The sequence below is a fragment of the Thermus islandicus DSM 21543 genome (assembly GCF_000421625.1).
Taxonomy (GTDB): Bacteria; Deinococcota; Deinococci; order Deinococcales; family Thermaceae; genus Thermus; species Thermus islandicus.
The window spans coordinates 17,887-30,399 of the sequence record NZ_ATXJ01000001.1 but is presented as its reverse complement, the minus strand read 5'-3'; the positions used below and the strand labels follow the sequence as shown (position 1 = coordinate 30,399).

Sequence of the window (12,513 nt, the reverse complement as noted above, 5' to 3'; positions counted from 1 at the left end):
CAGCATGATGTGCTAAACCTAGGGCCCTGGGCCGGAACCTCACCGGGGGCCAGCCCTTGTCCCCCCGGGAGGGGCGGCATGCCCGCAGGGCTTGAGTTTGTGGACACCAACGTCCTGGTCTACGCCTACGACCTTTCCTCGCCGGAGAAAAGGGCACGGGCCATCCCTCTTCTGGAGACGCTTCTTTTGGAGAGAAGGCTAGCCCTCTCTTTGCGGGTTCTCCAGGAATTCTCCACCCCGCTTCCTACGGAGGGGTGCGGGTAAAGAACCCTTTTGCGTGATACCTTAGCTTCGTGGACGGGAACGCCCCTGACCCTAAGTACTGGGAAAGGATGGGCCTGGTGGCCGCGGTCCTGAAGGCGGTGGAGGGCCCCATCTACCTCGCCACCCACGTGGACCCGGACGGGGACGCCATCGGAAGCTCCCTGGGGCTCTACCGGGCCCTCAAGGCCCTGGGCAAGGACGCCCGCTGGGTGGCCGATCCCCCCCGCTTCCTGCGCTTTTTGCCCAAGGAGGAGGAGTACTCCGACCCTGTGGAGAAGCTTCCCCCTGGGGCCACCCTGGTGGCCTTGGACAGCGCTGAGCCCTCGAGGGTGGTGGGGGTCCCCGTGGAAGGCTTCGTCATCAACATTGACCACCACGGCACCAACCCCCGCTTTGGCCACCTGGCCGTGGTGGACCCCTCCAAGGCCGCCACCGCCCAGATGGTGAAGGACCTCATAGACCTTTTGGGCGTGGAGTGGACCGCGGAGATCGCCACCCCCGTCCTCACGGGGATCCTCACCGACACCGGGAACTTCCGCTTCGCCAACACCACCCCGGAGGTCTTAAAGGTGGCGGCGGAGCTCGTGGGGTACGGGGTGAAGCTCGCCGAGCTCACCGACCGCCTCCAGTTCCGCCCCCCTTCCTACTTCCGCCTCATGGGTCAGGTCCTCTCCACGGTGGCCTTCCACTTTGGAGGGCTTCTCGTCACCGCCCACCTCCCCGAGGGGGCGGGGGGCGAGGAGGACTCCGACGACTTCGTAGGCCTTATCCGCTACGTGGAGGGGAGCGTGGTCTCGGTCTTCCTGCGCCGGCGGGAGGAGGGGGTTAAGGTCTCCATCCGCTCCCGGGGCGGGGTCTCGGCCCAGAACATCGCCCTGAGGCTCGGGGGCGGGGGGCACGTGCCCGCCGCCGGGGCTACCCTGAAGGGGGTGGACCTGGACCGGGCCTACGAGCTGGTCCTCGAGGCCGTCCAAGAAGAGCTCAAGCGGGCGGGGTACCTCTAGGGGGGTTCCAGAGCAGAGGAGGATGGGACAGGAGAAGGGGGGTTATCTCCTCCCCCGGCTCCAAAAGGAGGCGGTGGCGGATCATCTTCCCATTTTAGGCCCCGTACTTGAGGAGCTTCCCCGCATGGGCCAGGAGGAGGGGCATGAGCTCCACCCCCCGGAGGTGGCCCAGGCTTCCCCTTAGGGCTTCCCTTTCCGTGAAGCGCTTCGCCTCGTCGGCCCGGAGATAGGGCGCTTTCAGGAGGAGGGGTACGGGGTGCCAGGAGTGGGCCTTGAGGGCACTTGGGGTGGAGTGGTCCCCGGTGATGGCCAGGACCTCCGGTCTAAGGGCTAGGATCCCAGGGAGGAGGGCATCAAAGAGCTCAATCTTCTCCACCTTGCCCGGGAAGTTGCCGTCCTCCCCCATGGCGTCCGTCTTCTTCACGTGGAAGTAGAAGAAGTCGTACCGGTCCCAGTTCGCCTCGAGGGCTTGGAGCTTGCCCTCCAGGGCGTCCCCTTCCCCCTCCACGGGAAGGACCTCCATGCCCACCAGAGCAGCGAGGCCCTTGTACATGGGGTAGCTGGCGATGGCCGCCGGGGTAAGCCCGTAGACCTCCTGCATCCTGGGGAAGCTGGGCCTTTTGGAAGCCCCGCGGAAGAGGGCCCCGTTCATGCGGGGCTCCTCCTTGAGGGCCTCGCGGACCCTCTCCGATAGCAGGTTGACGAGGCGGGCCGTCTTCTCCGAGGCCCGGTCCAGAGCCTGGGCCCGTAGGGGGGGAAGGCCTGTCTTCTGGGGGTCGGTGTCCGTGACCTCGTCGGCAAGCCCCTCGCCCCGGAGGATCACCAAAAAGCGGTGCTCGCTTTCCGTGTAGAAGTGGACCTCCACGTCCTCCAGCCGGGGGATGGCCTCCTGCAGCTTGGCGATGACCCGCCGGTTTTCCTCGGTGGAGGGCCTTCCGGCGCGGCGGTCCAGAACCCTGCCCTCGGCGTCTAGGGTGGCGAAGTTCCCCCTAAGGGCCACGTCCCCCTCCCGGAAGTCGGCCCCGAGGCCCAGTGCAGAAAGCGCCCCCCGGCCCACCACGTATCGGAAGGGGTCGTAGCCGAAGAGGGCGAGGTGGCCTGGCCCCGATCCAGGGGCAAGCCCCGGGTAGACGGGGGTGAGGAGGCCTAAGGCGCTTTCCTGCGCCAGCCGGTCCAGGTTGGGGGTTCGCGCGGCCTCCAGCTCCGTGGGGCCCCCCGGCTCCAGGGGAAGCCCCCCCACGCCGTCCAGGACGATGAGGAGAATTTTGCTTGGGGTCTTCTGGGCGAGCTCCTTGAAGACGGGGAAGAGGTCCATGGCGCCATTTTACTGGGGTAAGATGGGCGGGTATGGCGAAGGAGAAGGGCCTAACCCCCCAGAGCGAGGACTTCAGCGAGTGGTACCTCGAGGTCATCCAAAAGGCCGAGCTCGCCGACTATGGCCCGGTGCGGGGAACCATCGTGGTCCGGCCCTACGGGTACGCCCTCTGGGAGAACATCCAGGGGGTTCTGGACCGGATGTTCAAGGAGACGGGTCACCAGAACGCCTACTTCCCCCTCTTCATCCCCATGAGCTTCCTCAAGAAGGAGGCCGAGCACGTGGAGGGCTTCTCCCCCGAGCTCGCCGTGGTGACCCACGCCGGGGGCGAGGCGCTGGAGGAGCCTTTGGCGGTGCGCCCCACCTCGGAGACGGTGATCGGCTACATGTGGTCCCGGTGGATCCGAAGCTACCGGGACCTGCCCCAGCTCCTCAACCAGTGGGGGAACGTGGTGCGCTGGGAGATGCGCACCAGGCCTTTCCTTCGCACCAGCGAGTTCCTCTGGCAGGAAGGGCATACCGCCCACGCCTCGAGGGAGGAGGCGGAAGAAGAGGTGCGGAGGATGCTCTCCATCTACGCCAGGCTTGCGCGGGAGTACGCCGCGATCCCCGTCATAGAGGGCCTCAAGACCGAAAAGGAGAAGTTTGCGGGAGCGGTCTACACCACCACCATTGAGGCCATGATGAAAGACGGCAAGGCCCTCCAGGCGGGCACGAGCCACTACCTGGGGGAGAACTTCGCCCGGGCCTTTGACATCAAGTTCCAGGACAAGGACCTCCAGGTGAAGTACGTCCACACCACGAGCTGGGGCCTCTCCTGGCGCTTCATCGGGGCCATCATCATGACCCACGGGGACGACCGGGGCCTTGTCCTGCCCCCACGCCTTGCGCCTATCCAGGTGGTCATCGTCCCCATCTACAAGGAGGAAAGCCGCGAGCGGGTTTTGGAGGCCGCCCAAGGCCTTCGCCAGGCCCTTCTTGCTCAAGGCCTCCGGGTCCACCTGGACGACCGGGACCAGCACACCCCCGGCTACAAGTTCCACGAATGGGAGCTCAAGGGGGTACCCTTCCGTGTGGAGCTTGGCCCCAAGGACCTCGAGGGGGGCCAGGCGGTGCTGGCGAGCCGCCTCGGGGGCAAGGAGACCCTGCCCCTCGCCGCCCTCCCCGAGGCCCTGCCCGGGAAGCTTGACGCCTTCCACGAGGAACTCTACCGGAGGGCCCTGGCCTTCCGGGAGGCCCACACCCGGAAGGCGGACACCTACGAGGCCTTCAAGGAGGCGGTGCAGGAAGGGTTCGCCCTGGCCTTCCACTGCGGGGACAAGGCCTGCGAGAAGCTCATCCAGGAGGAGACCACCGCCACCACCCGCTGCGTGCCCTTTGAGGCCGAACCCGAAGAAGGCCCCTGTGTCCGCTGCGGCAGGCCCTCCGCCTACGGCAAGCGGGTGGTGTTCGCCAAGGCGTACTAGGCCATGCCCCGGGTCCTGGGCCGCAGGGTCTACTGGCGTTGGTACGGGGAGGTCCTCCTCACGGGGGGTGTCCTCCTCAGGATGTCGGGGGACGCCGCCAAGTGGCTTAGGCCGGGGGAGAAGGTGAGGCTCCGCACCGAGCTCAAGAAGCCCGTCCTCGGCTTTGAGGAGTACGCCCTCGAGGGCGCCTTTCCCCTCTGGCCCCCCTTCGCCAAAACCCTGGAGCACGTTCGGGAAAGCCCCCTGGGGGGCGAGGCCTACCGCTACCGCCTTAGGGCGCGGGAAGCCATGTACGAGAGCGACTTTGAGGCCATCGCCGAGCTGGAGCAGTTCCACTACGCTTCGGAGAAGGAGGTGGTGGCCCTCTGGGTCTGCACCCAGTGCCACAAGACCCTCCCCGCCAACGCCAAGCCCCTCTGCGACTGCGGCGGGGAGGCGCGGCTCAAGGAGATCCGGGGCTCCACGCCGGCAAGCCGTTTTCTGGTGCTGGAGCTTTCGGAGAGGCTTCCCTTTGAGCCCAGGATCCTCGGCTACCTGCGCTTAGACCCCCCCATTCCCCGCATGCACCGGAGGACCCTCGAGGGCGTGGAGCGGGACATCCGGGAGAGGATCTTCCCCCGGGACTGGTTCCACCCCACCTACGAGGGCGGGGCCGACTGGGAGAAGGCCCTGGACCGGGTGAACACGGCCGCCGCCCGCATCGCCCGGGTGGTGGTCCACCCCGACTACCGCTCCGAGGGCTTCGGGGCGCTTCTCGTGCGGGTGGCCCTGGAGTGGGCGAGGGAGCGGGGGGCGCCCGAGGGGAGGCGGGAGAAGCACCTGGTCTACACCATCGCCCAGATGGCCCGCTACCATCCCTTCTTTGAGAGGGTGGGGTTCCGTTACCTCTTTGACACGGCCTCGGGAAGGCCCGTCCTCTTCTACCCCCTCACCGAGGAGGCCGAGGCGTACCTGGAGCGCTTCCTTCAGGAGGACCCCTACGCCCGGGCCCACGGGGGGAGGCTCTACCGGGAAAGCTACGGGAGGGTGGAAGGCCTTAAGGGGCCCATCCGGCTTCAGGGCGTGCACAAGGCCTACCGGAGCCTTCTGGACCTGAAAGGCCTCTCCCCGGAAGTGGCCGAGGTGCTCGCCGCCTTTGGGGTGAGGGCGAGGCGGCTGGAGCGGGCGGTCCTCAAGGGCGTGGACCTGGAGATCCCCCCGGGAAGCCTCGTGGTCCTGGCCGGGGCGAGCGGGGCGGGGAAGACCACCCTGCTGCGCCTCCTCCTGGGGGAGGCGCCCGACCTTGGCGAGGTGCGCCTCCCTGGGGGGCGGGTGGCCGCCCACATCCCGGGGGAGGTGGAGGTGGCCCTGGGGGAGGAGCCCCTTTTGGAGAGGCTTTTCCGGGAGATGGGGGAGGTGCGGGCGGCCATAGAGGTGCTGAACCGGGTGGGCCTCTCCGACGCCGTGCTCTACCGGGCAAGGCCCAAGGAGCTCTCCACCGGGCAAAGGGAGCGCTTCCGCCTCGCCCTCCTCCTCGCCCAGCGCCCCGACCTCCTCCTCCTTGACGAGTTCGCCGCCCACCTGGACGTGCCCACGGCCAGGCGGGTGGCCCTGGGGCTGGGGAAGCTCTGCCGGGAGGCGGGGATCACCCTGGTGGCCGCCACCCACCGGCCCGAGGTGGTGGCCGCCCTGGACCCGGACCTTCTCGTCTACGTGGGCTACGGGGGGCTCACCACCGTACCCCGGAGAGGTCCACGAACATAACCCGCCCGGGCCTCTGGGGGACGTAAAGGGGCTTCTCGTAGCGGAAGGCGTTCTCCAGGACCCAGGCGAAAAGGGGGCCTTCCCCGGCGTAGGCCCGCAAGAAGGCCTCCTCCGCCAGGTGCTTGGGGAAGTGGGGGAGGAGCTCCTCCACGCTAAAGGGCCCCTCCACCCCCACCAGGTCGGCCTGTCCGATGAGCCATCCTCCCGTGACGATGCCGAGAGGCCCCCGGTGGCGGGCCTTGCGCTTCCTGATCTCCCACGTTTTCCTGCCGTCCACGATGAGGCTGGCGTAGGGCTCCCGGACGATGAGCCCGAGCGTTGGCCTTTGCACGCTCCCATTGTAGATTGGAGGGCGTGGCGTGCCCGGAGGAGGGCAAAAGGGAGAAAAGGGCCCGGGCCCAAAGGATCTTAGAGGCCCTGGAAAAGGCCTACCCGGAGGCCCGCACCGAGCTTAGGCACGAGAACCCCTTCCAGCTCCTCGTGGCCACGGTCCTCTCGGCCCAGGCCACCGATAAAAGCGTGAACGAGGCCACCCCGGCCCTCTTTGCCCGCTTTCCCGACGCCAAGGCCCTGGCGGCGGCCACCCCGGAGGAGGTAGAGCCCTACATAAGGCGCATCGGCCTCTACCGCACCAAGGCGAAGAACCTGGTGGCCCTGGCGAGGAGGCTCGTGGAGGAATACGGGGGAGAGGTGCCCAGGGACAAGGAGGCCCTGATGCGCCTTCCCGGGGTAGGGTGGAAGACGGCCACCGTGGTGCTGGGGGCGGCCTTTGGGGTGCCGGGGATTGCCGTGGACACCCACGTGGCCCGCCTCGCACGGAGGCTTTGCCTCTCGGAGGCCAAGGCTCCGGAGAGGATCGGGAAGGACCTCGAGGCCCTCTTCCCCAAGGAGCGGTGGGTCTATGTGCACCACGCCCTAGTCCTCCACGGGCGGTACGTCTGCCTGGCGAAAAGGCCCCGCTGCGGCGCCTGCGCCCTTGCGCCCCACTGCCCGAGCCGCCAGGGCTAAGGCCACCCCATGCTGGCTTGGGGCAGCATGGGGCCCCGGTAAAGGGGCCCATTTGGGCATTTCTGAGGCCGGTCGGGTCAGGAGAAGGGGCATAACGCTAAAGAAGAAAGGAGACCCTGTGCGCGAAACCTCTCCCGCCTACCGCTTTCTCCTCGCAGCCTTCCTCTGGTCCTTCGGGGGAAACCTGGTCTACTTCTTCCTCAACTTCCACCTCGAGGCCCTGGGCTTCTCCCGCCAGGCCATCGGCCTGGCCCAGGCGGTGGTCCTCCTCTCCGGGGTGGCCTTTGCCTTGCCCCTGGCCTACCTCATCCCCCGCCTGGGCTACCTGAAAAGCCTCTACCTGGCCTTTTTCCTTGGCGTGGGGAGCGGGCTTCTTCTGGGCCTAGGGCTTTGGGTCTTTCCCTCCCTGGTGGGCTACGGCCTGGCGGGGGCCTTCCTGCAGGGGGCCTCGGCTCCCCTCCTCGCCCGGCTCGTCCCCGAGGGGAGACGGGTGGCCTTCTTTAGCCTCCAGGCCGCCCTCACCACGGCGAGCGGCTTTTTCTCCACCCTGCTTGCGGGCTACCTCTCGGACCTCCTCGGGGCCCGGTGGGTCCTCCTCTTTGCCCTGCCCTTTTTCTTCCTGGGCCTTCCCCTGGTGCGGGGCCTGCCCGCCGGGGTGGGGGAGGGAAGGCCCCCCCGCTTCCTGGGCCGGATCCGGGTGTGGCTCAGGCTCCTTTTGCCCCAGGTGCTCATCGGCTTCGGGGCGGGACTCGTCATCCCCTTTCTAAACCTCTTCCTCAAGGAGAAGTTCGGCCTTACCTACGGGGCCACAGGGCTCGTCTTCGCCCTATCCTCCCTGGCCACGGGGGCGGCCATGCTCCTCCAGCCCCTCCTGGTCCAAAGGCTCGGGCGGCTTGGGGCCATCGTCTTCGTCCAGGCGCTTTCTCTTCCCTTCCTCGCTGCCCTGGCCTGGGCCCCCTGGCTTCCCCTGGTCACCCTCGCCCTCTTGGTGCGAGGAGCCCTGATGAACGCCGCCGGGCCCGTCTACGCCGCCTTGGTCATGGACTACTTGGCCGAGGAGGAGCGCCCCGGGTTCTTCCTCCTGGAGAGCGCCCTATGGAGCCTCCTCTTCGCCCTGGCGAGCGCCCTTTCTGGGGCGGTGCAGGGGGCCTTGGGCCTTAAGGCCTTTGACCTCCTCTTTGGGGTGACCCTCGCCCTCTACGCCCTGGGCATCGCGCTCTGGCCCTGGGCCTTCGCCAAGGCGAGCCCCCCGGGGGCCGCCCCCGGGGGGGAGGGAAAGGGGGCCCTTTAGGGCTGGGTGTAGCTCCCAGACGCTCCGATCGCCTCCAGGTCCAGGGGCAGGTGGCGGTTGAGGACCTCAAAGGGAACCAGCCCCTGCGGGATGGGCCTGGCCCCCAGGACTTGGCCTAGGGCCTGATCCATCCCCAGGGCTACGGCCTGCCAGTTCACCGCGTCGCCGCTTGTGGGCTTCAGGGCCTCGAGGCCCGCCACCCCCGTGGGGTCCGGGAGGGCGTAGCTGGTGGCCGCTCCCAGGGCCCCCTGGCCCACCAGGTGCTCCCAGGAGGCCCCGGTCCAGCTGAGCGCCAGGAGGTACCCCTTGAGGGGGCTCGTGCCCGCGAACCCGGAGGCGGTGAGCCCCTGGAAGGTGGGCAGGCTTCCCGCGCTGGGGGTGGGCACGCTGGGGCTGAAGCTCAGGCTCGGAAGCGCGGTGTTCACGGGGCTCCCTAGGGCGTTCCCAGGGACGCGCCTCAGGCGGCCTTGGGAGGGGCCGAAGTTGGCGAGCTCATAAAGGTCTCCCGGGTCGGCGGTGGGTTTGGGGAAGGACATTCCGGTCCCTAGGGGGATCCGCACCTCCTTGCCCAGGAAAAAGGCCAGAACTGGTTGGGTGGTGGCGAAGCTTGTCCCCACGGGGCTTACGGCGATGGGCGGGATGCCCGTGGTGGTGGAGGCCACGTTCACCAGGGCCCGGCCGAAGTAGTAGGTGGTGCCGATCTGGCCGAAAATGGCCACCTCCCGGTTCGGGCCCACCGGAACCCGGAAGGGGTTGGGCAGGTCGTTCACCTGGCCGTCGCCCCCTTCGTCCAAAAGGGGTGCTCCTAGGGAGGTGGCGGAGTAGGCCTGGCCCCATCCTCCGGCGAAGTCCTGGCCGCTCGTGTTGTCGTTGGTCTGGTTTAGGTTGGCCTCCGGGCCGGCGTAGGCCAGGGGGCAACGGGCCTTGAAGGAGGTGGCCTCGGCCAGGGTGAGCTCGTAGCTCACCGCCTGGACCTGGGAGGCCAGGGTGCCGAAGGAGGGGCAGCGGAAGACCACCGTGTACCGGTTCTCCCCGCTCGGAACGGTGAAGCGGTACTGCCCGGGGCCCGTGGGATGGAGGGCCTGGAAGGGACCGCTGCCTGCCCGGTAGGCGGCGGCGGTGGCCTGGATGGGGTTGTCCAACCCGTCCACCAGGGTCACCTGGACCTGCGTACCGCTTGGGCCCCCACCCCCGCAGGCGGCGAGGAGGAGGGCGAGTCCTGTGCCAAGGGCCATCCTTCTCATGGGTTCACCTCCCGGCCTCTTTCATAGCCCAAAGGGGCTGAACGCCCCATGAACGGGGCATGAACGCCCCAGGGGAGGATGACCTTACCCTGGGCTAAGATGGGGGCATGTTCCTCCGCACCCTGGGGGGCCCTGAGCTTGTGGGGGCGGGCTTCGCCCGCGAGAAGCCCCTCCTCCTCCTCGCCTACCTGGCGGTGGAGGGGAGGAGGCCGAGGCGCCACCTGGCGGAGCTCTTCTGGCCCCGGGCCCGGGACCCCTTGAACAGCCTCGCCGTGGCCCTGGCCCAGCTGAGGCCTTTGGGCGTGGTGGCGGAGGAGGGAGGGTACGTGGAGGCGCGGGTGGAGCTGGACCTCCCCCTCCTCCACCGGGCCCTAAGGGAAGGGGCCTACGAGGAGGCCCTGGGCCTTTATACCGGGGTTTTTCTGGAGAAGATCTACCTCCAGTTGCCGGAGGAGCTGGAGGAGTGGGTCTGGCGCAAGCGGGAGGAGGTGGCGAGGAGGGTGGCCCGGGGTCTCAAGCGGGCGGCCCTGGGCCTGGCCGCCCTGGGTTTTCTGGAGGAGGCCGAGGGGCTTTTGGAGCGGGCGAGGGGGCTTCCCGGTCTGCCCGCTCCCTTGCGGACCCCCGCCCTGCCCAAGGTCCTCCTGCCGGAAGGGGTGCGTAAGGCCTTTTTCCGCCTCCTCCTCTCCGGGGAGTGCCCGGACGCCGAAGCCCTGGCCCTCTTCCGGGCTTCCGGCCTGGTGGACGCCAAGGGCAGGCCCCTCCTCCGCCCCCCCCTGGGCCTCGAGGCCCAGGGGGTAGCCCTAGAGCTGGCCCGGGAGAAACCCCTACCCGAGGCGGCCTTCTTTTACCGCATAGCCCGTCCCCTCTTGGGGGGAGCCGACCTCAAACGGGCGGTGGAGGCGGTCTTGAGCGAGGCCCGACCCCTCCTTTACCAGAACCCCAGGAGGGCGTGGGAGATCCTGCAGGAGGCCCCGGAGGCCCCTGAGGTCCGCCTCCTCAAGGCCCGGGCCCTGGAGCGCCTAGGCCGCTTCCGGGAGGCCTTGGCCCTCCTGGAAGAGCTTCCTGAGGAAGGAGAAGCGGGGGTGCTGAAGGGCGTGATCCTCTTTCGCTTAGGGCGGAAGGCCGAGGCTTGGCACCTTTTGGGGCGGGCGGGGGAGGCCTCGGGGGAGGCGTTGAACCTGCGGGGCCACCTCCTCCTGGGAGAGGGGCGCTTTCTGGAGGCGGCGGAGGCCTTCGCCCGGGCGGCGGTGCGCTTTTTGGCCCTGGGAGAGGAGGAGCGGCACGCGGGGGCGTTGGGGAACCGTGCCCTCGCCCTGGCGGAAGGCGGCTCACCTCCCGAAGAGGTGGAGGAGGCCTTCCGGCAGGCCCTGGAGGCCGCCCAAGGCCCCCTGGCCCGGGCCCGGATCCTCCTCAACCTGGGGGTTTACCGGGAGCGCCTCGGGGCGATGGAGGAGGCCGAGCGGCTTTACCGGGAGGCCATGGACCTGGCCGAGGAGGGGGGAAGCCTCGAGGTCCTGGGCCGGGCCTGGAACAACCTGGGAGCCCTGTACCACCGGAAGGGCGAGCGGGAGAAGGCCGAGTCCGCCTACCGCAAGGCCCTGTTCCTGGCCCGGGAGGCGGGGGAGGTCCTCCTCACCGCCGCCATCCTGGCCAACCTGGCCGAGCTCCGGGGGGAGCGGGCCTTCCTGGAGGAGGCCATCGCCCTCCTAAGGGAGGCCGGGCACGAGGCCCTGGCTGCCCGCTACGAGAAACGCTTTTCCGCGCCCCCTGCCTCAGGCTAAAATGGCCCCGTGACCGAAAGGCCTCCCGGGACCATGCCCCCGCCCCCGAACCCTCTGGCCGCGCTGGTGGGGCTTGCGCTCCTGGGCCTTCTCCTCTTCGGCCTCCTCCAAACCCCACCTTCCGAAAAGCCCCTTCCTGCGGGCGCCCTCTTCCCCCGCCGGGCCCTGGTGGGGGAGGAGGTGCGCCTCGGGATCGGCGCCCTGGACCCCGGGCGGTTCCGGGTGAGCGTGGAGGGGGTGGAGGCCCGGGTGGTGGCCCGCAGGCCTGGGGAGGTGCGGTTCCTGGTCCCCGAGGTGCCCGGGGGGCCGAGAAGGGTGCGGGCCGAGGGCAGCCCGGCGGTGGAGGCGGTCCTGGGCGTCTTGGGCCAGGTGGTGCGGGACGAGGCCCTCCTCTTCCTGCCCAAGGGGGCCTCCCTGCGCCTGCCCGAGGGCTTCGGGGTCCTGGAGGCGCGGGACCTCGGCCCTTGCGGGGGAAGGCTCTACCGGGTGAGCGTGGGGGGGCTCCCCCTGGGCTTGGCCCTGGAGCGCCTTTCCGCCCAAGACGCCGCGTACCGGGCTGACCCGGAAAGCCTCTGGTCCTTGGACGCCCTAGACCCGTCCCAAGCCCTTGGGGCCAAGGCCCTCTGGGAGCGGGGCTTCCGGGGGCGGGGTGTGGCGGTGGCCGTCCTGGACACCGGCGTGGGGAGGCATCCCCTGGTGGAGGGCAGGCTCCTCCCGGGGGCCGACCTGGTGGACGGGGATACCCTCCCTGAGGATGCCTTTCCCGGAGGCCACGGCACCGGGGTGGCGGGCCTGGTCCTGGCCGTGGCCCCGGAGGCGCGGGTCCTGCCCGTGCGGGTCTGCGACGCTAAGGGGGTCTGCCGGGCGAGCCGGGTGGTGCAGGGGGTCTGCTACGCCCTGGAGCGGGGTCCAAGGCCCCTGGTCCTCAACCTGAGCCTCGGGGGCGATACCCCGGTGGAGGCCCTGGAGGCCATCCTGCGCCAAGCCCTCTCTGAGGGGGTTCCCTTGGTGGCGGCCGCAGGGAACCAGGGGAAGGGAGGGCCCGCCCACTATCCCGCGGCCTGGGACCTCCCGGGCCTCCTCGCGGTGGGGGCTCTGGGGGAGGGCCTTAACGCCCCGGCCCCCTTCAGCACCTGGGGGGGGTATGTGGACCTAGCCGCCCCCGGGGAGGGGCTCCCCTGCCCCGCACCCGAGGGCGGGATGGCCTCCTGCCGTGGCACCTCCTTCGCCGCCCCTCTGGCGGCGGGGGCCTTGGCCCTCCTCCTCGAGGCCCGGCCCGGTCTTTCCCCCGAGGCCTACGCCCGCCTCCTCCAGGAGGCGGCCAGGCCCCTCCCCTTCCCCAAGGAGGCGGTGGGCGCGGGGGCCTTGGACCTGGCCCGCCTTTCCCTAAACTGAGG

General features: G+C 69.4%; 11 protein-coding genes. 8 read left to right on the top strand and 3 right to left on the bottom strand.

What is annotated here, in order from left to right; genetic code table 11:
- Positions 1-78: 78 nt before the first annotated feature.
- Together H531_RS0100175 and H531_RS0100170 are read left to right on the top strand one after the other, a co-directional pair.
- The gene (locus H531_RS0100175) at positions 79-264 is read left to right on the top strand and encodes a PIN domain-containing protein (protein WP_028490556.1); all 186 of its coding nucleotides are present in this window, start codon (positions 79-81) and stop codon (positions 262-264) included.
- 29 nt (positions 265-293) lie between these two features.
- Complete coding sequence (locus tag H531_RS0100170; protein ID WP_022797346.1) at positions 294-1,268, top strand: DHH family phosphoesterase; 975 nt, start codon at positions 294-296, stop codon at positions 1,266-1,268.
- Positions 1,269-1,362: 94 nt separating this feature from the next.
- Here the strand turns inward: H531_RS0100170 and H531_RS0100160 are convergent, their stop codons facing one another.
- Positions 1,363-2,583: a 2,3-bisphosphoglycerate-independent phosphoglycerate mutase gene (locus tag H531_RS0100160; protein ID WP_022797344.1), complete on the bottom strand. Its 1,221-nt coding sequence runs from the start codon at positions 2,581-2,583 to the stop codon at positions 1,363-1,365.
- A gap of 32 nt (positions 2,584-2,615) precedes the next feature.
- On the opposite strand from H531_RS0100160, the gene proS reads away from it, so the two are divergent.
- Both proS and H531_RS0100150 read left to right on the top strand, forming a co-directional pair.
- Positions 2,616-4,049, top strand: a complete 1,434-nt coding sequence (proS, locus tag H531_RS0100155; RefSeq protein WP_022797343.1) for a proline--tRNA ligase — start codon at positions 2,616-2,618, stop codon at positions 4,047-4,049.
- A 3-nt stretch (positions 4,050-4,052) separates the two neighbouring features.
- A complete protein-coding gene (locus H531_RS0100150) occupies positions 4,053-5,792 on the top strand; it encodes a GNAT family N-acetyltransferase (RefSeq protein WP_022797342.1) in 1,740 nt (579 codons plus the stop codon).
- On the opposite strand, the gene H531_RS0100145 is transcribed toward H531_RS0100150, so the two are convergent.
- Complete coding sequence (locus H531_RS0100145; RefSeq protein WP_022797341.1) at positions 5,758-6,123, bottom strand: ASCH domain-containing protein; 366 nt, start codon at positions 6,121-6,123, stop codon at positions 5,758-5,760. The two genes, H531_RS0100150 and H531_RS0100145, sit on opposite strands and share 35 nt — an antisense overlap.
- Before the next feature lie 14 nt (positions 6,124-6,137).
- Here H531_RS0100145 and nth point away from each other — a divergent pair, with 14 nt between their 5' ends.
- Both nth and H531_RS12545 read left to right on the top strand, forming a co-directional pair.
- Complete coding sequence (gene nth, locus H531_RS0100140; RefSeq protein WP_156860423.1) at positions 6,138-6,800, top strand: endonuclease III; 663 nt, start codon at positions 6,138-6,140, stop codon at positions 6,798-6,800.
- A 118-nt stretch (positions 6,801-6,918) separates the two neighbouring features.
- Positions 6,919-8,091, top strand: a complete 1,173-nt coding sequence (locus H531_RS12545) for an MFS transporter (protein WP_022797339.1) — start codon at positions 6,919-6,921, stop codon at positions 8,089-8,091.
- Here H531_RS12545 and H531_RS14165 read toward each other — a convergent pair.
- On the bottom strand, positions 8,088-9,335 hold the full coding sequence (locus H531_RS14165) for a hypothetical protein (protein WP_022797338.1): 1,248 nt from the start codon (positions 9,333-9,335) through the stop codon (positions 8,088-8,090). The two genes, H531_RS12545 and H531_RS14165, sit on opposite strands and share 4 nt — an antisense overlap.
- A gap of 107 nt (positions 9,336-9,442) precedes the next feature.
- On the opposite strand from H531_RS14165, the gene H531_RS0100125 reads away from it, so the two are divergent.
- On the top strand, positions 9,443-11,116 hold the full coding sequence (locus H531_RS0100125; RefSeq protein ID WP_022797337.1) for a tetratricopeptide repeat protein: 1,674 nt from the start codon (positions 9,443-9,445) through the stop codon (positions 11,114-11,116).
- A 9-nt stretch (positions 11,117-11,125) separates the two neighbouring features.
- Entirely contained in the window at positions 11,126-12,511 is a 1,386-nt protein-coding gene (locus H531_RS0100120; RefSeq protein WP_022797336.1) for a S8 family peptidase, read from the top strand.
- Positions 12,512-12,513: the final 2 nt, after the last annotated feature.

Excerpts from the sequence above, each read along its gene's own strand:
- H531_RS0100175 (WP_028490556.1), top strand. The coding sequence starts at position 79 with ATGCCCGCAGGGCTTGAGTTTGTGGACACCAACGTCCTGGTCTACGCC.
- H531_RS0100160 (WP_022797344.1), bottom strand. The coding sequence starts at position 2,583 with ATGGACCTCTTCCCCGTCTTCAAGGAGCTCGCCCAGAAGACCCCAAGC.
- proS (WP_022797343.1), top strand. The coding sequence starts at position 2,616 with ATGGCGAAGGAGAAGGGCCTAACCCCCCAGAGCGAGGACTTCAGCGAG.
- H531_RS0100150 (WP_022797342.1), top strand. The coding sequence starts at position 4,053 with ATGCCCCGGGTCCTGGGCCGCAGGGTCTACTGGCGTTGGTACGGGGAG.
- H531_RS14165 (WP_022797338.1), bottom strand. The coding sequence starts at position 9,335 with ATGAGAAGGATGGCCCTTGGCACAGGACTCGCCCTCCTCCTCGCCGCC.
- H531_RS0100125 (WP_022797337.1), top strand. The coding sequence starts at position 9,443 with ATGTTCCTCCGCACCCTGGGGGGCCCTGAGCTTGTGGGGGCGGGCTTC.